Here is a 25,680-nt window from a genome sequence, read left to right as displayed (position 1 = left end):
TATGGTTTGGGCCAGAATTGGCATCTCGCGGCGTCAGAGGTTCTCGACCCGCCAATCTCATCCCAAAAGGCCAGGACAATGCCCGACCGCACCACCCGTTCCATCGCCCATTTCACCGCGCCATTCATGCTCGGTGGCCTGGAAGGACAACTGCCGGCCGGCGACTACGACATCGATCACGACGAGGAGTTGATCGAGGGCATGTCGCGGCTTGCCTGGCGCCGCGTCGCCACCTTCATCCATCTGCCGGCAAAGGCGGTGAACAACCCGCTCACCAGCCAGCTCGTCGCCATCGACCACCTGGACCTCGAAACCGCGCTGGTGCGCGACCGGGAGAATGCAGCATGATCCGTTTTCAACAGAATGCGCGACCGCGCACCGACACCCCCTCGCATCTCTTCGCCATCGGCCAGACCGTGCGGATGAAAAGCCGGACCGGCTTGGTCAACAAGGCCGCGGAACTGTTCGAGATCAAGAGCAGGCTGCCGGTCAAGGACGGTTCCCCGCAATACCGCATCCGCAGCGACCAGGAGACCCACGAACGGGTCACCACGGAAGACAATCTCGAACTGGCCGACAATCCGGCCAGCTGAGCGGAGGCCAGCCGACACACCGCGCAACCGCAAACGCCTCGCGGCGTTGAGCCTGCACACCAGATGCAGGAGTTTTGCGATGTCCCTCACCGCCTTTGCCCTCAACTGTTCGCTGAAAGCATCCGGCGACAAGGAAAAATCGTCCACCGACAAGATCATCGCCGATCTGCTCGCGGCGCTCAAACCGCATGGCGTGGAAGGCGAGGTCGTGCGCACGCTTGATCATGACATCAAGCCTGGCGTGCTCTCCGACATGGGCAGGGGCGACGACTGGCCTGGCCTGCGCGAAAAGATCCTGGCCGCCGATATCTTCATTCTCGGCTTGCCGATCTGGTTGGGCCAACCATCGAGCGTCGCCAAGCGCGTCATGGAGCGGATGGACGCCTTTCTCGAGGAGACCGACGACAAGGGCCGCATGCCGGCCGCCGGCAAGGTGGCCCTGGTGGCGATCGTCGGCAACGAGGACGGCGCGCATCATTGCCATGCGGAGTGCTTCCAGGCGCTGAACGATGTCGGCTTCACCATTCCCGCCAATGGCGGCGTCTACTGGGTCGGTGAAGCCATGCATGACGTCAATTACGTCGACCTGCCGAAAACCCCCGCCAAGGTTACCGAAGCCATCGAAATGGCGGCCTCAAACGCTGCTCATCTGGCCGGCCTGCTCAAGAGCAAAGCTTATGTTGGCGTGGACAAATAATGGCCTTCCCCTCATGCGGGAGACGGCAGAATCTCAGCACGGCCCCTCGCCGACGATGCGGTAGTCCGAGGCCCGCGCCTCGCAGGCGTTGGGGAAGGTGCGCATCTCTCCATGCCGGCGGGCGCACACCGGAGCATATTCGCGGGTGCAGAACGTCTGCTCGCCACCGCCGCCACCGCCATCACCGCCGTGACAGGCGCCGTCACGCACGATGCGGTAACCCGCCCGATCGGCCAGACAGGCATTGGCGAAGGTCTGGCGATCTCCGCCGCGCCGGGCGCAGACCGGTTCGTATTGCTTGGTGCAGAATTGCGGTTCAGGGCGCGGCGGACGCGGTCGCGGCCCAGGTCCGTCATCGACGACGACCGTGCAGGCGGCAAGAATTGCCGACAGGAAAAGGACGGCAAAAACCTGCCGTGAAAAGATCGCCGCAAGAAACCTCATGATCGTCTCTCCCTCGATCCCCGTCCCGGTCCGTACCGCCCAAGACTGCGTGGCGGTTCGTTGATGATGATATCGATCAAAACAAGATTTGGATCAGTCACCCAATGGCGTGATCGTTGTCATTCCACCGCCAATTGCAACCCTTGTTTGCGGCTTCTGTAGGAGAACGACACCCGAACCGGTAGGCCCCAGCCGCGTCCCCGGCAATCGTCGCTCCTGGCCCATCCATGACCGGTGCTGTGGGCCGATGACCCTTCCGCCAACGAAGCCTATTTGCGGCCGGTCGACGCTTTGATCGGTCGATTTTTGCGTCGGGATGCGCCAAGGGCGGCGGCCCGCGGCGCTATCTTGCAACCTTCACGTTTCCGTGCGATAAATTCTGTGTTCGGGCATTTGCGACCCGGAGAGCGGAACGTTTTGGACGACCTTTCCCCGATACTGTGAATCTCTGACGGCCCCGTTTTTCGGCGGGGGGTTTGACCATGCGCCAATGCATGACTGCCGAAAGCAACCACCAGGAACTGCCCTCGACGCCAGGTGGCGGGCAGGACCACCAAGACTGAACGGGTGAAGGAGTTTCCCCAATGGCCCAGACCGGCACCGTTAAATTCTTCAATGCGACCAAAGGCTTCGGTTTCATCACGCCCGACGGCGGCGCCAAGGACGTGTTCGTCCACATTTCAGCGATCGAGGCCTCGGGCCTGCGCACGCTCGTCGATGGCCAGAAGGTCACTTTCGACGTCGAGCCGGACCGCATGGGCAAGGGCCCGAAGGCGGTCAACCTGCGCGCAGCCTGAGCGATCGGCGCGCGCGCATCCCAGGCGGATGGGCGAACGAGGAGCTTGACCAGCACCTGGGCAGGCAGACGGATTTTTGAAAGGCGCGGCGGTTTTCGCCGCGCCTTTTTCATGTCCGCCGCGCAGCGCAGACTCATCTCATCCGGAAGTTCATCCCGGGTCCGGGCCAATGACGCGCATCAAAACAAGCACTTAAAGCGACGTGCTTTAAGTGCCAGCAAAACTTTCTCTTGCCGATAGCGCTAAAATAAAGGACAAATTTGCATTCGGGCATTTGCCGGCCCGAGACTGGAGTTTATGGGATCAAAGGAGCTTCCCATGCCGCAGACCGGCACCGTCAAATTCTTCAACCATGCCAAGGGCTTCGGCTTCATCACACCGGATGATGGCGCGAAGGATGTCTTCGTCCATATTTCGGCCGTGCAGGCGTCGGGTCTCCCCGGTCTCGAAGATGGGCAGAAAGTGACATTCGACACCGAGCCGGACAAGCGCGGCAAGGGACCCAAGGCCGTCAACCTGTCGGTCGGCTGAGCCGGCTTCGGACCGGCTCCGGCAGTTAGGTCCGCGCCGAAAGGTGCGGTTTTGAGGCGGTGAAAGAATGCGTGCGGCCAAATTTTCGTTCAGCCCCCGTTCAGCCACGGTCCCATATTAGTCATTCGTAAAGCCGGACTGCATCCCCTGCAAGAAACTGCACGGTCCGGTACGAAGGAGACCAAGATGAACCGCATTTTCAAGACAGCCGTGCTGTCCGCAGCCGTGGTCGCCACCACGCTGGGGACCTTCTCGGCGGCCAATGCCGATGACTGGCGCCGTTGGCACCATCACGGCCATGGCCATGGCGATGCCGTGGCAGCCGGCGTTCTCGGCCTTGCCGCCGGCGCATTGATCGGTGGCGCATTGGCCAATGACCGGCCACCGCCCGATTCCGACCGTTATTACGATGACGGTTACTACGATCGTGACGTGCGGGTGCGCCCTGCCCCGGTCCGCCGCTACTACGCGGAACCGCAGGTGGTCTATGCCGACCGTTACGCCGAACCGTGGACGCGCGGCTGGTACGAGTACTGCTCGGACCGCTACCGCACCTTCAATTCCCGTACCGGCACCTTCACCGGCAGCGACGGTGAACAGCATTTCTGCACCGCCAACTGAGGCTTCCCTGCCCCAAACAAAAAAGCGCTGACCGCAAGGCCAGCGCTTTTTTGTTGTCGGTTTGTTGGGCTTCCGGCAGCGATCTCATTCAGGTCAAAAACGGGTTGGTTCGCCGTTCCTCGCCAAAACGCCCGCCGGGGCCATGGCCGCAGATGAAGCCGATGTCGTCGCCGAGCGGCAACAGCTTGTTTTTGATCGAGGCGATGAGGGCCGCATGGTCGCCCCCGGGCAGGTCTGTGCGGCCGACCGAACCGCGAAACAAAACATCGCCGACATGGGCGAATTTGGCGGCGCGGTTATAATAGACGACATGGCCCGGTGCGTGGCCGGGACAATGCAGCACCTCGAACACATGGCCGCCGAACGACACCGTCTCGCCTTCGGCGAGGAACCGATCGGGCACGCAGTTTCGCACACCGCCGATGCCGTAGCGCCTGCCCTGGTTTTCCAGATTGTCGAGCAGCATCTTGTCGGCTTCATGCGGGCCGATGATCTCGACGCCGAGTGCTTCCTTCAGTTCCATGGCGCCGCCGGCATGATCGATATGACCGTGGGTGATCCAGATCGCCTCGGCCGCGATCGCGTTGTCCTTCAACGTTGCCAGCACCTTGTCGATGTCGCCGCCCGGATCCACGACGACGCCATGCTTGTCCTCCATGTCGAACAGGATGGTGCAGTTCTGCTGGAACGGTGTGACCGGCACGATGCCGGCATTGAGCTGACCCATGATCGTCCTTTCGCTGTGTCAGCGATCATGTAGAGGCATCGCTCAAAACCGTCCACAGCCGGAAGGCCAAACAGTGCGTCTCCAAAGGAATGGGCGGCCGAAGCCGCCCATTCTGCGAAGCCCGAGATCGGCAGGCTTATTTCTTCATGGCGCCCATGACCGCGCCGAGAATGCCGGTCAGGATCGCGCCACCGCCGGCGCCACCGACGATGTTCTGCAGGTTGAGCGCGCTGCCCAGGCCGCTGGTCGCCGCCGCGGCCGCGTCAGGACTGATCGCACCGCCGCCAAGCAGGCTGCCGAGGATCGCCGCGCCGCCGACACCGCCGATGGCTCCGCCCAGGATTTTGGGAAGCTGACCCATTGCCGCCGTCTTGATCGCCGCGCCGACCGCCTGACCACCAATGATGCCTGTGATGATCTGAATGATGATCGGAAGAAGCGTGTTCATGTCCATATGATTAGTCCCTCCATAGCTGCCAGCCTCCCGGGCCGACACCATCATGAGACGCCGAATTGGAGGAAAGTCAAATGCAGAAACGCTGAAATAAAAGGGGCGGCCCGAAAACCGCCCCTGCTTGCGCGAAAAGCTGTGACTATCGTTATTCTGCGGCGATAGCATGCTTGGGTTGAACGGCGATAGAATAGTCGTTCATGAGATTCTTGGCGATCTCGCCGACTTCGAATCGGTAAGGGCCGATCTCCGAAACCGGGGTTACTTCCGCTGCCGTTCCGGTCAGGAAGCACTGCTCGAACCCTTCCAGTTCTTCCGGCAGGATGGCGCGTTCGATGATCTCCAGGCCGCGATCCTTGGCGAGTCCAATGACCGTGCGGCGGGTAATGCCGTCGAGGAAGCAATCGGGCTTGGGCGTGTGGATCTTGCCGTCCTTGACGAAGAAGATGTTGGCGCCCGTCGCTTCGGCGACCTGGCCCCGCCAGTCGAGCATCATGGCGTCGGCATAGCCCTTGGCCTCGGCGGCATGCTTGGACATGGTGCAGATCATGTAGAGGCCGGCGGCCTTCGACCGCGACGGCGCCGTGCGCGGATCGGGCCGGCGCCATTCCGCCACATCGAGACGGATGCCCTTCAGCTTCTGCGCCGGGTCGAAATAGCTCGGCCATTGCCAAATGGCGATGGCGACGTTGATGCGGTTGTTTTGCGCCGAAACACCCATCTGCTCGCTGCCGCGCCAGGCGATCGGCCTGACATAGGCGTCCTGGAAGCCCTGCTTCTTCAGGAGCGTGGTCGACGCGTCGTTGAGCTCGGCCACCGAATAGGGAATCTTGAAGCCGAGCAGGCGTGCCGATTCATGCAGGCGTTCCGTATGCTCGTTGAGCTTGAAGATCTCGCCGCCATAGGCGCGCTCACCCTCGAAGACCGCGCTGGCGTAATGCAGGCCGTGGGTCAGCACATGAATCTTGGCGTCCCCCCACGGGACGAACGCGCCATTCATCCAGATGAAGCCGTCCAGTTGATCGAAGGGAACGGATGCCATGGTAACCTCCCGCGGGTCGCGACCCGCATATCCTAGTGTTGTTGCGTGTTCTTTTGGCAGCGCCATGTGGTTGGAGACGCCGGCCGGTGTCTGGAAGCGTAAGCGGATAATCGCGCCCTGGCAAACTCAGGAAGTTCCGGAAAAACCGGCTTGCCTCGCCTTTTCGTTCGCAATCCGCCCAAAAGCTTGTCAAAAATTACCATTGCAGGGAAATTACGTCAATAGTACTGACATAATCTCCTCTTCCCATGGAGAAATGATGACGGACAAAAGCCCAGCTGCCGGAAAACCGATCAGGACCGCGATCACCAGCGAGGACGGCATCGACTTCGCCATCATCGAACTCTTCTTCTTCGCCTATCGCGACTTCACTTCCGATCCCGATCAGATCCTGGCCGACTACGGCTTCGGCCGCGCCCACCACCGCGTGCTGCATTTCGTCAACCGCCGGCCGGGCCTGACCGTCGCCGAATTGCTCGACGTGCTGAAGATAACCAAGCAGAGCCTGGCGCGTGTGCTGAAGCAATTGATCGACACCGATCACGTCGTGCAGTTGCAGGGCCCGCGCGACCGTCGCCAGCGCGAACTCTATCCGACGGCCAAGGGCCGTGCGCTGGCGCTGGCGCTGGCGCGGCCACAGTCACGCCGCATCCGTGCTGCATTGGAAGATTCCGGCGCCACCGAACGGGCCTTGGTGGAACGCTTCCTCGAAGCAATGGTCAATCCGGAACTGAGAGCTCAGATCGACGTTGGGTCCGCAAAAATGTCAGGGAAAAGCCATGGAGAGCACTGAGAGGGTCGACACCGCGGCCGCACCGGATGACGACGCACCACATCTGCTCGTGGTCGACGACGACACCCGCATTCGCAATCTTCTCAAGCAGTATCTGACCGAAAACGGCTTTCGCGTCACCGTCGCCGGCAATGCCGGCGAGGCCCGCCGCAAGCTCGCCGGCCTCGATTTCGACCTGCTCGTGCTCGACGTGATGATGCCGGGAGAAAGCGGCGTCGATCTCACCAAGGCGCTGCGCGCCGAGAAGAACGTGCCGATCCTGATGCTGACGGCCTTGTCGGAGACCGACAGCCGCATCTCGGGGCTCGAAGCCGGCGCCGACGACTACCTGCCAAAACCCTTCGACCCGCGCGAGCTGATCCTGCGCATCAACAACATCCTGCGCCGTGGCGGCCCGGCGGCGACGCCCAAGGTCGAGCAGCTGGTGTTCGGCCCCTACACCTTCCAGATCGCGAGGCGCGAACTGAAGCGCGGCGGCGAGGCGCTGAAGCTGACCGACCGCGAACAGGAGATCCTGGCGATCTTCGCCGCGCGCGCCGGCGAAACCATCCCCCGCCACGAACTCGTCGGCGACGATTCGGAAGTCGGCGAGCGCACCATCGACGTCCAGATCAACCGGCTGCGCCGCAAGATCGAGCGCGATCCGTCCAATCCGGTCTGGCTGCAGACCGTGCGCGGTATTGGGTATCGGCTCAGCGTGGAATAGAATGCCGGCGGCGGCCCAAGTGCATGGTCCCGAAAAGTGGGAACCGGTTTTCGGAAAAGATCATGCTCCAACAAAGAGTTGGATCAGGATGACGATTCAGCCAAACGTCATCCCGACCCAATACCGCCGACGGATGAAAAGAGCCAATGGCGACCACGGAACTGGAACAGCCGGACAATGACGGTTTGAGTGCACGCGCCACACGGTCGCTCAAGGCGGTGCCGCGCATCTGGAACCGGTTCTGGCGCCTGGTTTCGCTTTACATGCCCAAGCGCCTCTATGCGCGCTCGCTGATCATCGTCATCGCGCCGATGATCCTTTTGCAGTCGGTTGTCGCTTTCGATTTCATGGAGCGCCACTGGGCAACCGTGACGCAACGCCTGTCGCAGGCCACTGTGCGCGACATCGCCGCCATCATCGACCTGATCGAGACTTATCCGCACGACGCCGACTACGCCAACATCATCCGCATCGCGCAGGATCGCATGCAGCTGAAGGTCGATCTGCTGCCGCCCGATCCGCTGCCGCCGCCCGGTCCAAAACCGTTCTTCTCTATCCTCGACGATGTTCTCTCCGCCGAAATCACTCGGCAGATCAACCGCCCCTTCTGGATCGACACTGTCGGCAATTCCAACATCATCGAAGTGCGCGTCCAGCTCGAGAACAAGGTGCTGCGCGTCTTCGTGCGCCGCAGCCAGGCCTATGCCTCCAACACCCACATTTTCCTGATCTGGATGGTCGGCACCTCGCTGGTGCTCCTGATGATCGCCATCCCCTTCCTGCGCAACCAGATCCGGCCGATCCTGGCGCTTGCCGAGGCCGCCGAAAGCTTCGGCAAGGGCCGGCCGATGCCGCGCGATTTCCGCCCGCGCGGGGCCGAAGAGGTGCGCCGCGCCGGCTTTGCCTTCATCCAGATGCGGGAGCGCATCGAGCGCCAGATCGAGCAGCGCACGGCCATGCTGACCGGTGTCAGCCATGATCTCAGGACCATCCTTACTCGCTTCAAGCTGCAGCTGGCGTTGGCCGGCGGCAAGGCCGAGACCAAGGCGGCGCTCGACCAGGACATCGAGGACATGCAGTCGATGCTGGAAGGCTATCTCGCCTTTGCCAAGGGCGAGGCCTCGGAGGACCCGGGACGTTTCGATCTGGAAGCCTATTTCCAGAAGCTTGGCGAAGAAGCGAACTTGCGCAAATGCAGACTGTCGACGACGCTTTCCGGCGATCCGACCGTGCATGTCAGGCCGAACGCCTTCGCGCGGCTGCTGTCCAACGTCATCGGCAATGCCTTCCGCTATGCCCGCACCGTTGAGGTCACCGCCGACCACGGCCGCGGCTCGCTTCTCGTCACCGTCGACGATAATGGGCCAGGCATTCCGGCCGACAGGCGCGAAGACGTGTTCAAGCCCTTCGTGCGGCTCGACGAAGCCCGTAACCTCGACGCCAGCGGCACCGGGCTCGGCCTGTCGATCGCCCGCGACATCGCCCGCAGCCATGGCGGCGACATCACGCTCGACGACAGCCCGATGGGTGGCCTGCGCGCGGTGATCAAGGTTCCGGCCTGATCTCTATCTGGCATGATCTTGCCTGAAAGCCGCTTTCGACCTTTCGGGATCACGGTCTGCTTCATCCGCCCGTCATGAAACCATGGTCAAGAGCGCGCATGAAGCGCGCGACCGCACTTGATTCGTCCTTGCCGCCTCACTTCGACCCCGTACCCGTCAGGGTGCGCTGGAGCGAAGCGAGGGCGGCCGCATGGTCGCCGTTCCGGCATCGTTTCAAGGCAACCGCCGACCTCCGGAGCAAAGGGCCGCCATGCGCATAGTGATGGTCACCGACGCCTGGCGCCCGCAGGTCAACGGCGTCGTCCACACGCTCGAGCGGCTCACCGAGACCCTGAAATCCTTCGACGTCGCGGTCGAGTTCCTGACCCCGAACATCTTTCGCACCCTGCCCCTGCCGACCTACCCCGACATCCGCCTGGCGCTGACCACGCCCGGCCATGTCGCGCGCCTGATCGACGGCTACAAGGCCGATCACATCCACATCGTCACCGAAGGACCGCTTGGCATCATGGCGCGGCGCCATTGCCGCAATGCCGGCCGGCCGTTCACCACCAGCTACCACACCCGCTTTCCCGAATATCTCAGCGCCCGCCTGCCGGTGCCGGAGAGCTGGGCCTATCGCTGGCTGCGCGATTTCCACAATTCGGGCCAAGGCACGCTGGTCGCCACCCAGTCGCTCGCCGACGATCTCACGGCGCGCGGCTTCAACAAGCTGAGGCCCTGGACGCGTGGCGTCGACACCGAGCATTTCCGGCCCGACAAGCGCAAGAACCTCGGCTTCCCCAGCCCGGTCTTCCTCTGTGTCGGCCGCGTCGCCATCGAAAAGAACCTGTCGGCCTTCCTCGACCTAGACCTGCCCGGCAGCAAGGTGATCGTCGGTGAAGGGCCCGAGCTTGCCAAGCTGAAGGCGAAATATCCGAAGGCGCATTTCCTCGGCCATCGCCCCAATGACGAACTGGCCGAAATCTACGCCTCCGCCGACGTCTTCGTCTTTCCCAGCCGCACCGACACTTTCGGTAACGTCATCATCGAGGCGCTGGCCAGCGGCACGCCGGTCGCCGCCTACCCGGTGACCGGGCCGATCGACATCGTTGGTGATGGTGTCGGCGGTGCTGTTTCCACCGATTTGCGCGAGGCCGCGCTGGCCGCGCTCGACGTCAGCCGCGACCAGGCCCGCGAGCGCGCCATGCGCTACAGTTGGAAGGCCTGCGCGGAAATGTTTCTCGACGCGGTCGAGGAAGCACTGGGAAAGACGCGCAAGCTGGCTGCCTGATCCGACAGGCCGGCGGGGACGCCAAGGAACGAGGCGGTATTCTGTTTGACCTCGGAAAGCCTAGAACAGCCTGCCGCCATCCGGCACCTTGCGCTCGATGGCGCCCAACACCACGGCGCCCTCTTCATCGGGAAAGCCGAGCGTCAGCACTTCCGACATGAACGGGCCGATCTGGCGCGGCGGGAAATTGACCACCGCGAAGACCTGGCGGCCGATCAAGGTCTCGGGCGTATAATATTTGGTGATCTGCGCCGAGGACTTCTTCACTCCGATCTCGGGTCCGAAATCGATCTTCAGCTTGAAGGCCGGCTTGCGCGCCTCCGGAAACGGTTCGGCCTCGACGATCGTGCCGGCACGGATGTCGACACGATCGAAATCGGCGAAGCTGATTTCAGGCTTGCGCTCGTTGTCTGAACCCATGTCGAACGCTTCTGCTCAGGCGTTGCCGAAGGTCTCGAACAGCACGCCGGCCAGCGCGTCCTTGGCCGAGGTTCCCGACCAGACGACGAACTGGAAAGCCTGGAAATAGCATTCGCAGGCTTCCAGCGCCGAGGACAAAAGCACCTCGACCTGCTGGCTCGAGGGTTCGACCCCGCCGGCGAGCAGCAGCGACTGGCGGAACATGATCGCGCCTTCCTGCTCCCAGAGGTCGAAATGGCCGAACAGCATCTGTTCGTTGATCAGCGACAACAGCCGCATCACTTCCAGCGTGCGGGCTTCCGGCACCTTGATGTCGAAGGCGCAGGCAAGGTGCAGCGCCTCGAAATCCTCCATCCACGAGAAGGAGACGTGATAGTCGGTCCAGCTGCCCGCAACCGAGATCGAGATTTCGTCATCGCCGGCCCGTTCGAAGGACCAGTCATTGTTGTGGGCCACCTGCTCGATCACATCCACCGGATGGATTTCGCGGGAAAATTCGAGTTCGAGAAGTTCCATGGAATGCTTCCTGTGTTCAGGGGGAGCGCCACACGCTCCGCGGGGCACACACGACGAACAATCTTGTCTAGAACTCGGACGGCCGGGACTTATCAACGCAAAGACCCCAGACCGAACCCCACCGCCCGGTTGCATGACCCTGCTCCGAATCATGCAACAAATTCAGTCTATTGATCGGGAGTCGCGTGAACAGCCCAATTTTTCGCACTGCGTCATTCGCATGTGGAAAGGTGCCTGTCACAAAGAGTCACGCAATGCCGGTAAGCGATTCACGGCAAAGCGATTTTCAGGCTGGTGCTTTGTGGAAAAGTTTAACGAATTATTTTTTCGGCTTGGGCTTCGCCGGCGCCGCAGGTGTGGCCTGACCGGTCAGCTCGGCGATCCTGGCCTCGAGCGTCTCGATGCGCGAGGCGAGCCTGCCGTTTTCTTCCCTCGCCTTGGCGGCCATCTCGCGCGTGGCCTCGAACTCCTCGCGCTGCACGACATCCATGGAGTTGAGGATGCGCTCCGCCTGGCCCTTGAAGGCCGTCTCCACCTCGCGCCGCACACCTTGAGCGGCACCGGCGGCATCAGTCATCAGCTTGGCGAATTCATCGAGAATGCGGTTCGGTCCGGTCGACATGGCAAATCCTCGCTTGCTTGATTTGAATTAGTGACGTGGCGCCAGGAATGCAAGAACGTTGGGACCCGATGCGGCCTCCGCGCTGCTATGGCGCACGGCCCGCATGATGGACACGGGGTCCTGCAGGAGCTTCTCGAACGGCTCCGAAGCTGTACTTGATGGTGGCAAGTCGCCTATTGTAACGCCCTCGTCTCCTTTCAGGCATGTTTCAATCAGGATCACCAATGGCAACGCCCCCGCGCAGACCGACAAATCCGATGGAAGCCGCCGAAGCTGTTTTCAAGCCGGTCAAGAAACCGGCAGCGGCCCCGCCTCGCGAACCCTCCACCGCACCGAATGTCCGCGAGCTTGTCTCGATCAGGATCGACCGGGCCGTGCTTGATCATTTCCAGGAAGATGGTCCCGGCTGGCAGGACAGGATCAACGACGCCTTGCGCGAAGTGGTGGCCGCCAAGTCCAGGGGGTAAGCACGCCCACCCCGGCGACGAATCTGTTCCTGGACCCGAATCTGTTCCCGCACCATTGCCCCCCGTGACCTTGCCTTGACCCTGCCAAAACCCTGCCGCATGGTCCGCGCCGATCGCAACCGAGAGCTCCCCGTTGAACGAATATTTCCTGCTGCCGCTGGCTTCGCTGCCTTTTCCCAATATCAATCCGATCCTTGTCCAGATCGGGCCGCTGGCGGTGCACTGGTACGGCATCGGTTACATCGTCGGCATCCTGTTTGCCTGGTGGTATGCCAAGCGGCTCGCCGCCAATCCTAAACTCTGGCCCGACGGCGTCTTGCCGATGAAGCCTGAGGATCTCGACGATTTCATCGTCTGGGCGGCCATTGGCGTGGTTCTGGGCGGCCGCACCGGCTATGTCCTGTTCTACGACCTGGCGCGCTACATCGCCCATCCGCTCGACATCTTCGCTGTCTGGCAAGGCGGCATGTCCTTTCATGGCGGCCTGCTCGGGGTCATCCTCGCCATGACGCTGTTTTCCATGAAGCGCGGCATCCGCACCTGGTCGCTGTTCGATGTCGTGGCAGCTGGCGTGCCGGTCGGTCTCGGTCTCGTGCGCGTCGCCAACTTCATTAATTCCGAGCTCTGGGGGCGGCCCACCGATGTGCCCTGGGCGATCGAATTCCCCAATGGCGGTCCGTTCACCCGCCATCCGAGCCAGCTCTACGAGGCCTTGCTCGAAGGGCTGGTGCTGTTTGTCGTGCTGCGCATTCTTACCCATTCGCGCCTCAAGCTGAAGACACCGCGCTTTGTCGGCGGCGCCTTCATCTGCGGCTACGGCCTGTCACGAATCTTCGTGGAATTCTTCCGCGAACCCGACCAGCAGCTCGGCTATCTCCTCGGCACCAACTGGCTGACCATGGGCATGATCCTGTCGACGCCGATGGTGCTGGCCGGCATCTGGGCGATGGCGACGGCCAAGCCGGTGACGCAAGCGCAGCCGCAGGCGACATGACGCGGCTGAAGGCTCGTATCGTCGACCTGATCGAGGCGGTCGGTCCGATGCCCGTCAACGAATACATGGCGCTGTGCCTGTTCGATCCGCGCGATGGCTATTACACCACACGCGAGCCGTTCGGCGCGGCCGGCGATTTCATCACCGCACCGGAGATCAGCCAGATGTTCGGCGAACTCGTCGCCGTCTGGCTTTACCAAGCTTGGGCGGCGATCGGCCGGCCGATGCCGGTCACCGTCGCCGAGATCGGCCCCGGTCGTGGCACGCTGATGAAGGACATGCTGCGCACTCTGTCGCGGCTCGATTCGGCCTTGGCCAATGGCGCCGCCTTCGCCATGATCGAGACCAGTCCGCGCTTGGCCGAGATCCAGAAGCAGACGCTTGGAGCGATACCCTTCGCGATAGGCTGGCATGAAACGATCGAGACCCTGTCCCATCAACCGCTGTTGATCGTCGGCAACGAATTGTTCGATGCCGTGCCCATCCGCCAGTTCGTCCGCGCCGGCGCCGAGTGGCGCGAGCGCATGGTCGGCCTGGACGATGCCGGCAATCTTTGCTTCTTCGCCGGCGCGGGCTCGGTCGACCCGACGCTGCTGCCAAGGGATGCGGCCGACGCGCCGCAAGGCGCGATCGTCGAAATCGCGCCCGCCCGCACCGCCCTGATGGCGGCGATCGCCGAGCGCATCGCCGCTCATGGCGGCGCCGGGCTATTCCTCGACTACGGCCATCTGCGGCCCGGTGTCGGCGACACGCTGCAGGCCTTGCGCCGGCACAACCACGAAGATGTGCTGGCCAATCCCGGCGAAGCAGACCTCACTTCCCATGTCGATTTCGCCGCTCTTGCAGCGATCGTGCGCGCGCATGGTCTCGATGCCCATCTGTCGACGCAGGGCAATTTCCTGCTCGGCATGGGCATTCTGGAGCGCGCCGGCCAGCTGGGCGCCGATGCCGGTCAGGCGGCACGCGATAACATATCGGATGCCGTCGAACGGCTCGCCGGGCCGCAAGCGATGGGCGAACTCTTCAAGGTCCTCGCCGTTGTTCCACGCGACATCCCCGTCAGGCCCTTCGCCACGGCGGATTGACTTTTCGTCGCTACCCCTCCCAATCTCCCGTCCGGTAAAAGAGCCGCCGGACTGCCGGCCGCTTTTCCTTGACGAAACCGCCCACACGGACAACAACGCCCGCATGCTCAATCAGACCAAACCGGATCCCATTCGGTCGCCGCTGCTGGACAAGGCACAGGCACAAGGCATCCGCCACGGCTATTTCACCCGCATCGGCGGTGTCTCCACGGGCATCTACCGGGGCCTCAACATCGGCACCGGGTCGGATGACGACCAGGCACCGGTGACCGAGAACCGCGCCCGTGTCGCCGCCTGGATGGGCGTGCCCGCAAATCATCTGCTGACCGCCTGGCAGGTCCATTCGCCCGACGTCATCGTCGCCAGGGAACCCTTTGCCGGCGAGCGGCCAAAGGCCGATGCCATCGTCACCGACCGGCTGGGCATCGCCATCGGCGCCTCGACCGCCGATTGCGGCCCGGTTCTGTTCGCGGATGCCGGCGCGCGCATCATCGGCGCGGCGCATGCCGGCTGGAAAGGCGCTTTGTCAGGCGTGCTCGAAAACACCATTGCCGCCATGGAGCGCCTCGGCGCCCGGCGCGAAAACATCATCGCCGTGCTTGGCCCTTCCATCGGCCCCGCAAATTACGAGGTCGGGCCCGAATTCGTCGCCCGCTTCGTCGAGGCCGACAGCGAAAATGCCCGGTATTTTGTGCCTTCGGCCCATGCCGGCCACGCTATGTTCGACCTCAACCGCTACACGATCGACCGGCTGGCCAAGGCTGGCGTGACGGCCGATGGCCTTGGCCGCTGCACCTATGCCGAGGAAGATCTGTTTTACTCCTACCGGCGCACCACGCACCGCAGGGAGCCCGATTATGGCCGGCAGATTTCGGCAATCGTTTTGGAGAAGGTATAATGGCGCTGCATTTTGAACGATCCGAATTCGACGCGCGGCGCGACCGGCTGATGATAGAGATGGCCGAGAAAAAGCTCGACGCCATCCTGCTGTTCGCCCAGGAAAGCATGTACTGGCTCACCGGCTACGACACGTTCGGCTTCTGTTTCTTCCAGTGCCTGGTGGTCAAGGCCGACGGCTCGATGGTGCTGCTGACCCGCTCGGCCGATCTGCGCCAGGCGCGCCAAACCTCGATCATCGACAACATCGTACTGTGGACCGACCGCGACGGCGCCAATCCCGCGGTCGACCTGCGCAACCTGCTTAACGAACTCGACCTGCTCGGCGCCCGCATCGGCGTCGAATACGACACTCACGGCCTGACCGCCTACAATGGCCGCCGCCTGGACGAGCAGTTGCAGACCTTCGGCCAGATCGCCGACGCCTCCGGCATCGTCGGGCGGCTGCGCCTGTTCAAGAGCCCGGCCGAGGTCGCCAAAGCGGAAAAGGCAGCCAATCTCTCCGACGACGCGCTGGACGCGGCCCTGCCGCTGATCAAGCAGGGCGGCGACGAGGCGCTGATCCTGGCCGCCATGCAGGGCGCGATCTTCGCCGGCGGCGGCGACTATCCGGCCAACGAGTTCATCATCGGCTCCGGCGTCGATGCGCTGCTGTGCCGCTACAAGGCCGGCCGCCGCAAGCTCACCAAGAACGACCAGCTGACGCTCGAATGGGCCGGCGTCTTCCATCACTACCATGCGCCGATGATGCGAACGGTGCTGACCGGGAAGGTCTCCAAGCGTCATCAGGAGCTGTTCGACGCCGCACGCGCCGCACTTCTGGCCGTCGAAAAGGCGATGACGCCGGGCAACAGCTTCGGCGATGTGTTCGACGCCCATGCCCGCACCATGGAAGCGCACGGGCTGACCAAGCACCGGCTGAACGCCTGCGGCTATTCGGTCGGCGCCCGCTTCACGCCGTCCTGGATGGACATGCCGATGTTCTACCAGGGCAATCCCGAGCCGATCGCGCCGAACATGACGCTGTTTGCCCACATGATCATCATGGACTCCGAGACCGAGACGGCGATGACGCTTGGCCGCACCTACCTGACCACCGAATCCCAGCCGAAGCCGCTGTCCCGCCATGATCTCGACTTGATCGTGCAGTGAATCCATAATGGGAGGCGTTCTTCGCCAAGGAGTTAGAAGGCAAATGAGACGATCGCATGTGACGACCGTGTCATTGCTTGTGGCATTGGCTTTGACCGCCTGCACCAACGCAAAGGACGTCCTCGAACCTTCCGCCATCACCCCGCCGGCGGCCTCCGCACCGGCCACGCAAGGCAGCGCTGCCGCCTCCGTTCCCGCCCCGGCGCCATCCACGGCCGCGACGGCCACCACGACGGCGGGCGCGCCCGCGCCCATCACTTCGGCCCAGGCCGCCGCCATCCTGGCGAAGACCCGGCTGCAGATCGCACCGATCGTCGGCGCTTCGGTGGAAGCCGCAACGCCGCTGACGGCGGAACTGCAGACACGCGCCAGGCAGCGCGGCATTACGCTGGCCGGCAGCCAGGACCAGACCGCGACCCATGTGCTCAAGGGCTACTTCTCGGCGATGACGGAGGGCAAGGACACCACGGTCATCTATGTCTGGGATGTCTACGACCCATCCGGCAACCGGCTGCACCGTATCAACGGCCAGATGAAGGCGCCTTCCACCGGTTCCGGCGACAGCGCGGGCGCCGACAGCTGGAAGTCGGTCTCGCCAGCCACCATGCAGGCGATCGCCGACCAGACCATCGACCAGTTTGCGGCCTTTCTCAGCGGCAAGGCGAGCTGAGGTGTTGCCAGCCGGTGATGCCGAACAGCTTTCTTAGGCTTAGCCGGCGGATTCACGATCTCGGCGCTTGCAATAGCCGCGCGGGCCGCTAAAAGCCCGGTTAAAAGGTGCAGGAGAGTCCGTCAGGCCTCTCCGTCCTCCACCAGGAACGGTGCATGAAACTCTTCGCGGGCAATTCCAACAGGGTGCTGGCCGAAGCGGTCGCCCGCTATCTCAACGTCCCGCTGGGCAAGGCCAGTGTCAGGCGCTTCGCCGACCAGGAAATCTTCGTCGAGATCCAGGAAAACGTGCGCGGCGAGGATGTCTTCATCCTGCAGTCGACCTCGTTTCCGACCAACGATCACCTGATGGAACTGCTCATCATGATCGACGCCTTCATGCGCTCGTCGGCCAAGCGCATCACGGCGGTTATTCCCTATTTCGGCTATGCCAGGCAGGATCGCCGCGCTTCCGGGCGCACGCCGATCTCTGCCAAGCTGGTCGCCAACATGATCACCCGTGCAGGTGTCGACCGGGTTTTGACGCTGGATCTCCATGCCGGCCAGATCCAGGGCTTTTTCGACATCCCCACCGACAATCTGTTCTCGGTGCCGGTGATGGCCCGCGACGTCAAGGCGAAGTACAAGCAACTCGGCAATGTCGTCGTCGTGTCGCCCGATATTGGCGGCGTGGTGCGTGCGCGTGCGCTTGCCAAGCGTTTCGACGCGCAACTTGCCATCGTCGATAAGCGCCGTGAGCGTCCCGGCGAATCGGAAGTCATGAACATCATCGGCGCGGTCGCCGGCAAGGATTGCCTTTTGATCGACGATATCGTCGATTCCGGCGGCACGCTGTGCAATGCCGCCGACGCACTGCTAGCCAACGGCGCCACCAGCGTTACCGCCTATATCACCCACGGCGTGCTGTCGGGCGGCGCGGTCGCTCGCATCAGCGGCTCGAAGCTGCAGGAACTGGTGATCACCGATTCCATCCAGCCGACGCAAGGCGTGCTCGACGCGCCCAACATCCGCGTCATCTCGATTGCCGACCTGATGGGCGAAGCCATTTCGCGCACGGCGACTGAGGAGTCGGTCTCGAGCCTGTTCGACTGAAAACCAGTTATCCCTGCGGCCCAGGTTACCCCTGCGGCCCAAGTTACTCCTGCGGCCCAAATTGTTCCTGCGGCAAGGCCGATGGCGTCGGCGCCTCCAGCCGGGCCGGGGCTCGCCGCATGCCTTCGCCGGCATCACGCGCGCCGCGCATATAGCCGCGCGGCGAGGAGCCAAGCATGCGCTTGAACATGGTGATGAAGGCCGGCACGCTGTCATAGCCGAGATCGAGCGCCACCCGCGTGATCGGCTCGCCATCGGCGAGCCTCGGCAGCGCCGCGAACAGGCAGGCCTGCTGGCGCCATGTCGACAGCGACAGGCCGGTCTGCCGCTGGAAGGCGCGCGTGAAGGAGCGCCGGCTCATGCCGACGGTATCGGCCCATTGGTCGATCGTCGCGTGCGGTGAGGGTGCTGCGACGAAACGCCGGCAGAGCGCCGCCAGTTTGGGATCCGACGGGAACGGCAGGCCGAGCGGCCGCTCCGGCAATTGCGGGATCTCATGCAGGAGCAGGCTCATGATCAGGCCACCGCGCCCTTCCAGTTCGCCGCCTTGCGGCAGCTTCTCGGATTCCACGATAAGACTGTGCATCAGGTCGGTGACGCCGACGACGCGCATGCCCTCCGGCAGGCCTGGGATCGCCTGCGGCATGACATAGACCGAGCGCATCGAGACGTCGCCGAGCATCTCGACGGAATGTTCGATGCCGGCTGGAATCCACATCGCATGGTCCGGCGGCACCATCCAGCGCCCATGCCGCGTCGTCACCAGCACGACGCCGACCAGCGCATGCAGCAACTGGCTGCGGCTGTGGTGGTGGTGCGGCACGTGGTAGCCATCCGGATATTCGGTCGGCAGCACCACCGCCGGCCCGACCGCCTGCTCGAGCCACTGCCAGCGCAGCCCGTGCAACTGCTCGAGGTCGGTGTGGCCGGCGCCGAAAACTTCCCTGGTTTTTGGCATTCGATATGGCCCACTTGCGAAACTATTGGACCAAACCACGAAAGAAGTCGCCTGGCAACCGGACTATAAGGCTGCCTGCGGGAAGCGCCCGCCACGTCGCCTGCGGTAACAACCCGCCAAAAAGACTACGGAGCCTATCTTGACCGATACGACCGCCACCAGCGTCGCGCCGCCTGCGACCGCCAGTCACGCGTCAGCCCAGGCTACGGCCTTCACCGTTATCCTGGCGGTGAGCCTCTGCCACTCCATCAACGACATCATGCAGTCGCTGTTATCGGCCATCTATCCGCTTCTGAAAGACAATTACGGCCTCGACTTCTGGCAGATCGGGCTGTTGACCTTCACCTTCCAGGTAACGGCATCCCTGCTGCAGCCGATCATCGGCGCGGTCACCGACAAGCGGCCGATGCCTTACTCGCTGCCCTGGGGCATGGCATCGTCGCTGATCGGCCTGGTCGTGCTGGCCTATGCCGGGCACTACTACCTGCTGCTGATCGGCGCCTCGCTGATCGGCATCGGTTCGGCGATCTTCCATCCGGAATCCTCGCGCATCGCCCGCTTCGCATCCGGAGGCCGGTTTGGCCTGGCGCAGTCGCTGTTCCAGGTCGGCGGCAATTTCGGCCAGTCCATGGGTCCCTTGCTGGCCGCCTTCATCGTCGTGCCCTTCGGCCAGACCAGCATCGCCTGGTTCGCCGTCGGTTCGCTGATCGGCATCGTCATCCTGTGGCAGGTCGGCGGCTGGTACAGCCGCCTGCGCGCAGCGCAAGGCAATCGCAAGGCGGCAAGCTTCGTGTCGCCCTTCCCGCGCCGCAAGGTGATGTGGGCCCTGGCGGTGCTGACCTTGCTGGTGCTGACCAAGAACGCCTACATCGCCAGCCTGGCCAGCTACTACACCTTCTATTCCATCCATAAGTTCGGCGTTTCGGTGCAGATGTCGCAGGTCATGCTGTTCCTCTTCCTCGGCTCTTCGGCGCTGGGCATCCTACTCGGCGGTCCGTTCGGCGACCGCTATGGACAAAAGGCGATGATCTGGTTTTCGATCGTCGGCGTCCTGCCCTTCACGCTGGCGCTGCCCTACGCCAACATGGAATGGACGATGGTGCTGACCGTGCTGATCGGCCTCATCCTCTCGTCGGCCTTCTCCAACATCGTCGTCTTCGCACAGGAGTTGGTGCCGGGTCGCGTCGGCACGATCGCCGGCATCTTCTTCGGTTTCGCCTTCGGCGTCGGCGGCATCGCGGCCGCGGTGCTTGGCGTCGTCGCCGACATGAAGGGCATCGACTTCGTCTTCCAGATCTGCTCGTACCTGCCGTTCCTGGGGCTGCTGACGGTGTTCCTGCCCAACATGAAGGAAGCCCGGAAGGCGCAAGCGGCCGCTTGAATCATCTGTGTCCAGGCAAAAGGCACCCGCCATATGGCGGATGCCTTTTGCCATTCCGGCAGGAGGGCTTCAGGCCTTGAAGAAGGCCAGCAGGTCGGCGTTGATGATGTCGGCGTGGGTCGTGGCCATGCCGTGCGGAAAGCCCTTGTAGACCTTGAGCTCGCCCTTCTTGAGCAGCTTGATGCTCAGCAGCGCCGAGTCGGCAATCGGCACGATCTGGTCGTCGTCGCCATGCATGACCAGCACCGGCACGTCGATCTTCTCGAGGTCTTCGGTGAAGTCGGTCTCCGAGAAGGCCTTGATGCAGTCGTAATGCGCCTTGGTGCCGCCCATCATGCCCTGGCGGTACCAGTTGTCGATAATGCCCTGCGAGACCACGGCGCCCGGACGGTTGAACCCGTAGAACGGGCCAGCGGGAACATCCACGTATAGCTGCGCGCGGTTGGCGGCGACGCCGGAGCGGAAGCCGTCGAAGACCTCGATCGGCAGGCCGCCGGGATTGGCTGGGGTCTTGAGCATGATCGGCGGCACCGCGCCGAGCAACGCTGCCTTGGCGACACGGCCGCCCGCTCCATACTGGGCGACATAGCGCGCCACCTCGCCGCCACCCGTCGAATGGCCGACATGGATGGCGTCCTTGAGGTCGAGATGCGCGACAAGTTCAGCCACATCGGCGGCATAGGTGTCCATCTCGTTGCCGATATCCGTCTGCGTCGAACGGCCGTGGCCGCGGCGGTCGTGGGCGATGACCCGGTAGCCTTGGCCCAGGAAGAACAGCATCTGTGCATCCCAATCGTCGCTGCTCAGCGGCCAGCCGTGATGGAACACGATGGGCTGACCGGTTCCCCAGTCCTTGTAATAGATCTCCGTGCCGTCCTTGGTGGTGATCGTGCCGCTGCCTGAGCCTGGTTTGGTCTGCGAGGTCATCTCTATCTCCGTTTGATTGCTGTCGCGATAAAAAATATCGCGATAGCAATATCGCTAACCCAGCTCAGGGTTCTTGTCCATAGAAATATGTATCGCGATATCTTTTTCCGTGGTACATAATGCGTGCGCTTAATCGGCAAAGGAATCCACCGTGCCTCTCCCGCTGGACAATCAGCTCTGCTTCACGCTCTACGCCACCAGCATGGCGATCAATCGCACCTACAAGCCGATGTTGGACGAGATGGGGATCACCTATCCGCAATATCTCGTGCTCAACGCGCTGGGCGAGGCCGACGGCATGTCTGTCGGCACGATCGCGCACAGGCTCGCCCTGGAATCGAGCACGGTCACGCCGTTGGTGAAGCGGATGGAGCAGGCCGGCCTGGTTACCCGCCAGCGCAGCCAGACCGACGAGCGCCAGGTACAGGTCGACCTGACACCGGCCGGCCGCAAGCTGCTCGTCCAGTGCAACTGCCTGAACGAGACCCTGGTCGAACGCTCGGGCATGACGCTGGCCGAACTCGACACGCTGAACCGGCAGGTCCAGGCGTTGCGCGATGCGTTGAGCGGCGACCGGTAGCAACGGCCTTCCCACCCGCCGCTTGCACGCCTGCCCGCCTTCCGCTATAGAGCCGCCACCCGCGTAGACACCCTTGGAGGCAACGCGGCGGAAGGCTGCCTTCCCCTTGTGATCCCGAACAAAGATCCGCTCGCTGCGGTTTCCGGCATTCGGACATCGAGGTCTGGCGGCTTTCGACGTTTACGGCCTGGTACATTGCCAACCGTAGGCGCTCCATAACACGCGAAAGGAAAAGCCATGAGCCACGATACTTACGAGCTCAAGGCCGAAGCGCGCGAACAGGTCGGTAAGGGGTCCGCCCGTGCAGTTCGCCGCAACGGTAAAGTGCCTGCAGTAATCTATGGTGACAGACAGCCTCCCCTGGCGATCGCGCTCACCTACAAGGACATCTACTACAAGATCCACGGCGGCGGGTTCCTGACCACGATCGCCACGATCGATGTCGACGGCAAGAAGATCCAGGTCCTGCCGAAGGACTTCCAGCTCGACCCGGTCAAGGATTTCCCTGTCCATGTCGACTTCCTGCGCATCGGCAAGGACACCGAAGTCAACGTCGATGTTCCCGTGCACTTCATCAATGAAGACAAGTCACCCGGCATCAAGCGGGGCGGCGTGCTCAACATCGTGCGTCACGAAGTCGAGTTCCACTGCCCGGCCAATGCGATCCCGGAATTCATCACCGTCGATCTCACCGGCGCCGACATTGGCGATTCGATCCACATCTCGTCGGTTAAGCTGCCGGCCGGCGTCAAGCCGGTCATCTCCGACCGCGACTTCACCATCGCGACCGTTGCCGGTTCGTCGGCGATGAAGCCGGAGACCGAAGAGACAGCTGAGGCCGCGGCTCCCGAAGCGGCTCCCGCCGCCGAAGAGAAGTAACTCTTTTCACGCCCGGAGGCGACGATGCCAGAAAAGACAGCGCTTGTCTTTGCCGGCCTCGGCAATCCGGGCGCGAAATACGCTGAAAACCGGCACAATGTCGGCTTCATGGCGGCGGACGCTATCGCCCGCCGCCATTCCTTTTCACCCTGGTCGAAGAAGTTCCAGGGCCTGATTTCCGAGGGCACGCTCGGCGGCGAAAAGATCATCCTGATCAAGCCGCAGACCTTCATGAACCTGTCCGGCCAGTCGGTCGGCGAAGCGCTGCGCTTCTACAAGCTCGACCTTTCCGCCCTCACCGTCTTCTACGACGAGATCGACCTTGCCGAAGGCAAGCTGCGCATCAAGACCGGCGGCGGCGCCGGCGGCCACAACGGCATCCGCTCGATCGACGGCCATGTCGGCAATGCGTACCGCCGTGTGCGCATCGGCGTCGGCCATCCCGGCGTCAAGGAAATGGTCCAGCATCATGTGCTCGGTGATTTCGCCAAGGCCGACCGCGACTGGCTCGACCCGCTGCTCGACGCGATCGCCGACAATGCGGCGATGATCGTCAAGGGCGACGAATCCGGTTTCATGAACAAGGCCGCCCTTGCCGTCCAGGGCAAGACCGGCGCCGAACCGGAAAACCCGGCGCGGAAGCAGTCGAGCCCGAAACAGCAAAGCCCGAAACAGCAAAGTCATGTCCGCCAGGCCCGCCCTCAGCAGCCGGTCGCCAAGCTGCCGGAAAGCGGCCCCATGGCCGCCATGCTGAAGAAACTCTTCGGCAACAAGGACTGAGGCGTAGGCGCATGCGGCGTCACGGGACTTGACGTTCCCAACCCCTATCGCCCATAGCCTCATCAAATTTCGCTTTTCCCGATAGGACTGGATAAAATGGGTTTCAAATGCGGCATCGTTGGCTTGCCCAACGTCGGCAAGTCGACGCTTTTCAACGCGCTGACGAGGACGGCCGCCGCGCAGGCCGCCAACTACCCGTTCTGCACCATCGAACCGAACACCGGCGAGGTGGCGGTGCCCGATCCGCGCCTGCAGAAGATCGCGGCGATCGGCAAGTCGAAGGAGATCATCCCGACCCGCATCTCCTTTGTCGACATCGCCGGCCTGGTCCGCGGCGCCTCCAAGGGCGAAGGCCTGGGCAACCAGTTCCTCGCCAACATCCGCGAGGTCGACGCCATCGTGCATGTGCTGCGCTGCTTCGAGGATGACGACATCACCCATGTCGAGGGCCGCATCGACCCCGTCGCCGACGCCGAGACGGTCGAGACCGAGCTGATGCTCGCCGACCTCGACAGCCTCGAGCGCCGCATCGTCCAGTTCCGCAAGCGCGCCGGCAGCAAGGACAAGGAAGCGACGACCGTGCTGCCGATGATGGAGGCCGCGCTCGAGCTGCTGCAGGCAGGCAAGCCGACCCGCATCCTGCTCGACGGCATCTCGGCGGAAGATCTGCACATCTTGCAGGGCTTGAACCTTCTGACCTCACATCCCGTGCTCTACGTCTGCAACGTCGCCGAGGCGGACGCGGCCACCGGCAACGAGCACACCAGGGCCGTGGAGCAGATGGCCGCAGCGCAAGGCGCCCGCACTGTCGTCATTTCGGCCGCGATCGAAGCCGAGGTTGCGCAGCTCTCCGACGAGGAAGAGATGGAATTCCTGTCCTCGCTCGGCCTCGACGAGCCCGGCCTGAACAAGGTGATCCGTGCCGGCTACGAATTGTTGCAGCTCATCACCTATTTCACCGTTGGGCCGAAGGAGACGCGCGCCTGGACCGTGCACAAGGGCGCCAAGGCGCCGCAGGCGGCCGGCGTCATCCACACCGATTTCGAGCGCGGCTTCATCCGCGCCCAGACCATCGCCTACAACGACTTCGTCACGCTGGGCGGCGAAGTGGCGGCCAAGGAAGCCGGCAAGGCACGCGACGAAGGCAAGGAGTACGTCGTCCAGGACGGCGACATCATGCTGTTCAAGTTCAATACCTGAGGAGGTCGCGGCGGAGCGACCCAACCGTCAGTCGGACAGCACCATCCCTGCCGCAGAGTTCTCGCGGGGGTATTGAAGACCATAAGTCGCCTTACCCCGATCAGCACCCGGTGGAGACCGATGAAAGCCATGTCCCATTATTTGCTAACGCAAATTTCTAGCTTGCGCGCGGATGCCCGCCAACACGGCTCGGCTGATCACTGCTAAAATCGGCCAATATGCAGCCGAACCGGCCAGCTTGGCGAAAAATGTCAAACGGCTGAAAGGCCGGCCAGGCTTCAGGCTTAGGGTCGGGGACTACCGTATTATCTTCGATCAGGAAGGCACGGTAATGGACATTGTGGAGATCGGACCGCGCGGTAGCATCTACGAGGACTGAGGACATGAACAAGCCCACCATCATTACCACGCCGAATGGCGACCGTATGGCTATTCTGCCACTCGCTGATTACGAGAGCCTTGTTGAAGCGGCGGAGGACGTGGCCGACATTCAAACCTACGATCAGATCAAGCAAAAGATCGCTGCCGGCGAGGAGGAGCTTATTCCGGTCGCCGTCGTCAACCGCATCCTGGACGGCGAGAATAAGATCCGCGTCTGGCGCGAGCATCGCGGGATTTCGGCTCGCGACCTCGCTGAAAGGACTGAGATCAGCGCAGGCTATCTCTCGCAGATCGAGACAGGCACCCGCGACGGTAGCTTCGACACGATCAAGCGCATCGCCGCCGCCCTCAATGTCTCGGTTGACGATCTCGTATAGCGCCCGTTGCGAAAGACGAAAACGGGCTGTCGTATTCCATGCTCGCAGGCGCTGCCGACGTCGGCA

33 protein-coding genes are annotated in these 25,680 nt (G+C 62.9%); 24 read left to right on the top strand and 9 right to left on the bottom strand.

Annotation, left to right across the window (positions count from 1 at the left end; genetic code table 11):
* Window positions 1–78: 78 nt before the first annotated feature.
* The 3 genes from FJ943_RS12100 (at window position 79) to FJ943_RS12090 (ending at window position 1,290) form a co-directional block, all read left to right on the top strand.
* Window positions 79–348, top strand: a complete 270-nt coding sequence (locus tag FJ943_RS12100; RefSeq protein ID WP_015316111.1) for a hypothetical protein — start codon at window positions 79–81, stop codon at window positions 346–348.
* Entirely contained in the window at window positions 345–593 is a 249-nt protein-coding gene (locus tag FJ943_RS12095) for a hypothetical protein (protein WP_015316110.1), read from the top strand. The genes FJ943_RS12100 and FJ943_RS12095 overlap by 4 nt, the downstream gene beginning before the upstream one ends.
* 79 nt (window positions 594–672) lie before the next feature.
* The gene (locus FJ943_RS12090; protein ID WP_015316109.1) at window positions 673–1,290 is read left to right on the top strand and encodes an NAD(P)H-dependent oxidoreductase; all 618 of its coding nucleotides are present in this window, start codon (window positions 673–675) and stop codon (window positions 1,288–1,290) included.
* A 33-nt stretch (window positions 1,291–1,323) separates the two neighbouring features.
* On the opposite strand, the gene FJ943_RS12085 is transcribed toward FJ943_RS12090, so the two are convergent.
* Window positions 1,324–1,734 carry a Kazal-type serine protease inhibitor domain-containing protein gene (locus FJ943_RS12085; protein ID WP_140721729.1) on the bottom strand — a complete coding sequence of 137 codons (411 nt, stop codon included), beginning with the start codon at window positions 1,732–1,734 and terminating at the stop codon, window positions 1,324–1,326.
* A gap of 584 nt (window positions 1,735–2,318) precedes the next feature.
* Between FJ943_RS12085 and FJ943_RS12080 the strand changes: the two genes are divergently transcribed.
* The 3 genes from FJ943_RS12080 (at window position 2,319) to FJ943_RS12070 (ending at window position 3,683) form a co-directional block, all read left to right on the top strand.
* A complete protein-coding gene (locus FJ943_RS12080) occupies window positions 2,319–2,531 on the top strand; it encodes a cold-shock protein (protein WP_006202520.1) in 213 nt (70 codons plus the stop codon).
* Window positions 2,532–2,849: 318 nt separating this feature from the next.
* On the top strand, window positions 2,850–3,062 hold the full coding sequence (locus tag FJ943_RS12075; protein ID WP_008877668.1) for a cold-shock protein: 213 nt from the start codon (window positions 2,850–2,852) through the stop codon (window positions 3,060–3,062).
* 186 nt (window positions 3,063–3,248) lie between these two features.
* A complete protein-coding gene (locus tag FJ943_RS12070) occupies window positions 3,249–3,683 on the top strand; it encodes a BA14K family protein (protein ID WP_015316107.1) in 435 nt (144 codons plus the stop codon).
* An 88-nt stretch (window positions 3,684–3,771) separates the two neighbouring features.
* On the opposite strand, the gene FJ943_RS12065 is transcribed toward FJ943_RS12070, so the two are convergent.
* The 3 genes from FJ943_RS12065 to FJ943_RS12055 form a co-directional block, all read right to left on the bottom strand.
* A complete protein-coding gene (locus FJ943_RS12065) occupies window positions 3,772–4,410 on the bottom strand; it encodes an MBL fold metallo-hydrolase (protein ID WP_015316106.1) in 639 nt (212 codons plus the stop codon).
* A 136-nt stretch (window positions 4,411–4,546) separates the two neighbouring features.
* Window positions 4,547–4,864, bottom strand: a complete 318-nt coding sequence (locus FJ943_RS12060) for a hypothetical protein (RefSeq protein WP_015316105.1) — start codon at window positions 4,862–4,864, stop codon at window positions 4,547–4,549.
* 145 nt (window positions 4,865–5,009) lie between these two features.
* On the bottom strand, window positions 5,010–5,903 hold the full coding sequence (locus FJ943_RS12055) for a branched-chain amino acid aminotransferase (protein ID WP_015316104.1): 894 nt from the start codon (window positions 5,901–5,903) through the stop codon (window positions 5,010–5,012).
* Between the two features lie 259 nt (window positions 5,904–6,162).
* Here FJ943_RS12055 and FJ943_RS12050 point away from each other — a divergent pair, with 259 nt between their 5' ends.
* From FJ943_RS12050 to FJ943_RS12035, 4 genes are all read left to right on the top strand, one after another.
* Complete coding sequence (locus FJ943_RS12050) at window positions 6,163–6,696, top strand: MarR family transcriptional regulator (protein ID WP_181174538.1); 534 nt, start codon at window positions 6,163–6,165, stop codon at window positions 6,694–6,696.
* Window positions 6,683–7,402, top strand: a complete 720-nt coding sequence (locus FJ943_RS12045; RefSeq protein ID WP_023770265.1) for a response regulator transcription factor — start codon at window positions 6,683–6,685, stop codon at window positions 7,400–7,402. The genes FJ943_RS12050 and FJ943_RS12045 overlap by 14 nt, the downstream gene beginning before the upstream one ends.
* 146 nt (window positions 7,403–7,548) lie before the next feature.
* Window positions 7,549–8,964 carry an ATP-binding protein gene (locus tag FJ943_RS12040; protein ID WP_015316101.1) on the top strand — a complete coding sequence of 472 codons (1,416 nt, stop codon included), beginning with the start codon at window positions 7,549–7,551 and terminating at the stop codon, window positions 8,962–8,964.
* Between the two features lie 250 nt (window positions 8,965–9,214).
* A complete protein-coding gene (locus tag FJ943_RS12035) occupies window positions 9,215–10,237 on the top strand; it encodes a glycosyltransferase family 1 protein (RefSeq protein ID WP_140721726.1) in 1,023 nt (340 codons plus the stop codon).
* Between the two features lie 60 nt (window positions 10,238–10,297).
* On the opposite strand, the gene FJ943_RS12030 is transcribed toward FJ943_RS12035, so the two are convergent.
* The 3 genes from FJ943_RS12030 to FJ943_RS12020 form a co-directional block, all read right to left on the bottom strand.
* On the bottom strand, window positions 10,298–10,657 hold the full coding sequence (locus FJ943_RS12030) for a tRNA-binding protein (protein ID WP_140721723.1): 360 nt from the start codon (window positions 10,655–10,657) through the stop codon (window positions 10,298–10,300).
* Window positions 10,658–10,672: 15 nt separating this feature from the next.
* The gene (locus FJ943_RS12025; protein WP_015316098.1) at window positions 10,673–11,173 is read right to left on the bottom strand and encodes a YbjN domain-containing protein; all 501 of its coding nucleotides are present in this window, start codon (window positions 11,171–11,173) and stop codon (window positions 10,673–10,675) included.
* 319 nt (window positions 11,174–11,492) lie between these two features.
* Window positions 11,493–11,795 (bottom strand): accessory factor UbiK family protein, encoded by a 303-nt coding sequence (locus FJ943_RS12020; RefSeq protein WP_140721720.1) that lies wholly within the window; start codon window positions 11,793–11,795, stop codon window positions 11,493–11,495.
* A gap of 224 nt (window positions 11,796–12,019) precedes the next feature.
* Here FJ943_RS12020 and FJ943_RS12015 point away from each other — a divergent pair, with 224 nt between their 5' ends.
* From FJ943_RS12015 to FJ943_RS11985, 7 genes are all read left to right on the top strand, one after another.
* Window positions 12,020–12,262, top strand: coding sequence for a BrnA antitoxin family protein (locus FJ943_RS12015; RefSeq protein ID WP_140721717.1), 243 nt, complete (start codon window positions 12,020–12,022; stop codon window positions 12,260–12,262).
* 133 nt (window positions 12,263–12,395) lie between these two features.
* Window positions 12,396–13,256, top strand: coding sequence for a prolipoprotein diacylglyceryl transferase (lgt, locus tag FJ943_RS12010; protein WP_140664831.1), 861 nt, complete (start codon window positions 12,396–12,398; stop codon window positions 13,254–13,256).
* Window positions 13,253–14,341 carry a class I SAM-dependent methyltransferase gene (locus tag FJ943_RS12005; RefSeq protein WP_140721715.1) on the top strand — a complete coding sequence of 363 codons (1,089 nt, stop codon included), beginning with the start codon at window positions 13,253–13,255 and terminating at the stop codon, window positions 14,339–14,341. The genes lgt and FJ943_RS12005 overlap by 4 nt, the downstream gene beginning before the upstream one ends.
* Before the next feature lie 103 nt (window positions 14,342–14,444).
* A complete protein-coding gene (pgeF, locus tag FJ943_RS12000) occupies window positions 14,445–15,239 on the top strand; it encodes a peptidoglycan editing factor PgeF (RefSeq protein ID WP_140721712.1) in 795 nt (264 codons plus the stop codon).
* A complete protein-coding gene (locus FJ943_RS11995) occupies window positions 15,239–16,390 on the top strand; it encodes a Xaa-Pro peptidase family protein (protein ID WP_015316092.1) in 1,152 nt (383 codons plus the stop codon). The genes pgeF and FJ943_RS11995 overlap by 1 nt, the downstream gene beginning before the upstream one ends.
* A 43-nt stretch (window positions 16,391–16,433) precedes the next feature.
* The gene (locus tag FJ943_RS11990; protein WP_140721709.1) at window positions 16,434–17,060 is read left to right on the top strand and encodes a hypothetical protein; all 627 of its coding nucleotides are present in this window, start codon (window positions 16,434–16,436) and stop codon (window positions 17,058–17,060) included.
* Window positions 17,061–17,215: 155 nt separating this feature from the next.
* On the top strand, window positions 17,216–18,151 hold the full coding sequence (locus FJ943_RS11985) for a ribose-phosphate pyrophosphokinase (protein WP_015316090.1): 936 nt from the start codon (window positions 17,216–17,218) through the stop codon (window positions 18,149–18,151).
* A gap of 43 nt (window positions 18,152–18,194) precedes the next feature.
* On the opposite strand, the gene FJ943_RS11980 is transcribed toward FJ943_RS11985, so the two are convergent.
* On the bottom strand, window positions 18,195–19,109 hold the full coding sequence (locus tag FJ943_RS11980) for a helix-turn-helix transcriptional regulator (protein WP_140721706.1): 915 nt from the start codon (window positions 19,107–19,109) through the stop codon (window positions 18,195–18,197).
* Between the two features lie 139 nt (window positions 19,110–19,248).
* Here FJ943_RS11980 and FJ943_RS11975 point away from each other — a divergent pair, with 139 nt between their 5' ends.
* Window positions 19,249–20,490, top strand: coding sequence for an MFS transporter (locus tag FJ943_RS11975; RefSeq protein ID WP_015316088.1), 1,242 nt, complete (start codon window positions 19,249–19,251; stop codon window positions 20,488–20,490).
* A 69-nt stretch (window positions 20,491–20,559) separates the two neighbouring features.
* Here FJ943_RS11975 and FJ943_RS11970 read toward each other — a convergent pair whose 3' ends face one another.
* Entirely contained in the window at window positions 20,560–21,417 is an 858-nt protein-coding gene (locus FJ943_RS11970) for an alpha/beta hydrolase (RefSeq protein WP_140721703.1), read from the bottom strand.
* 151 nt (window positions 21,418–21,568) lie between these two features.
* Here FJ943_RS11970 and FJ943_RS11965 point away from each other — a divergent pair, with 151 nt between their 5' ends.
* From FJ943_RS11965 to FJ943_RS11940, 6 genes are all read left to right on the top strand, one after another.
* Window positions 21,569–21,997, top strand: coding sequence for a MarR family transcriptional regulator (locus FJ943_RS11965; protein WP_015316086.1), 429 nt, complete (start codon window positions 21,569–21,571; stop codon window positions 21,995–21,997).
* A 237-nt stretch (window positions 21,998–22,234) separates the two neighbouring features.
* Window positions 22,235–22,876 (top strand): 50S ribosomal protein L25/general stress protein Ctc, encoded by a 642-nt coding sequence (locus FJ943_RS11960; RefSeq protein ID WP_015316085.1) that lies wholly within the window; start codon window positions 22,235–22,237, stop codon window positions 22,874–22,876.
* Window positions 22,877–22,900: 24 nt separating this feature from the next.
* Window positions 22,901–23,656, top strand: a complete 756-nt coding sequence (pth, locus tag FJ943_RS11955; RefSeq protein WP_140665084.1) for an aminoacyl-tRNA hydrolase — start codon at window positions 22,901–22,903, stop codon at window positions 23,654–23,656.
* Window positions 23,657–23,752: 96 nt separating this feature from the next.
* Complete coding sequence (gene ychF / locus FJ943_RS11950) at window positions 23,753–24,856, top strand: redox-regulated ATPase YchF (protein ID WP_015316083.1); 1,104 nt, start codon at window positions 23,753–23,755, stop codon at window positions 24,854–24,856.
* Window positions 24,857–25,028: 172 nt separating this feature from the next.
* Window positions 25,029–25,235: a type II toxin-antitoxin system RelE/ParE family toxin gene (locus FJ943_RS11945; protein ID WP_140721701.1), complete on the top strand. Its 207-nt coding sequence runs from the start codon at window positions 25,029–25,031 to the stop codon at window positions 25,233–25,235.
* Window positions 25,236–25,239: 4 nt separating this feature from the next.
* Window positions 25,240–25,614: a helix-turn-helix transcriptional regulator gene (locus FJ943_RS11940; protein ID WP_140721698.1), complete on the top strand. Its 375-nt coding sequence runs from the start codon at window positions 25,240–25,242 to the stop codon at window positions 25,612–25,614.
* Window positions 25,615–25,680: the final 66 nt, after the last annotated feature.

It is taken from the genome of Mesorhizobium sp. B2-3-10, from assembly GCF_006442275.1.
Lineage (GTDB): Bacteria > Pseudomonadota > Alphaproteobacteria > Rhizobiales > Rhizobiaceae > Mesorhizobium > Mesorhizobium australicum.
The sequence above is the reverse complement of the archived record's forward strand: the minus strand, read 5'-3'. Positions and strand labels throughout refer to the sequence as shown.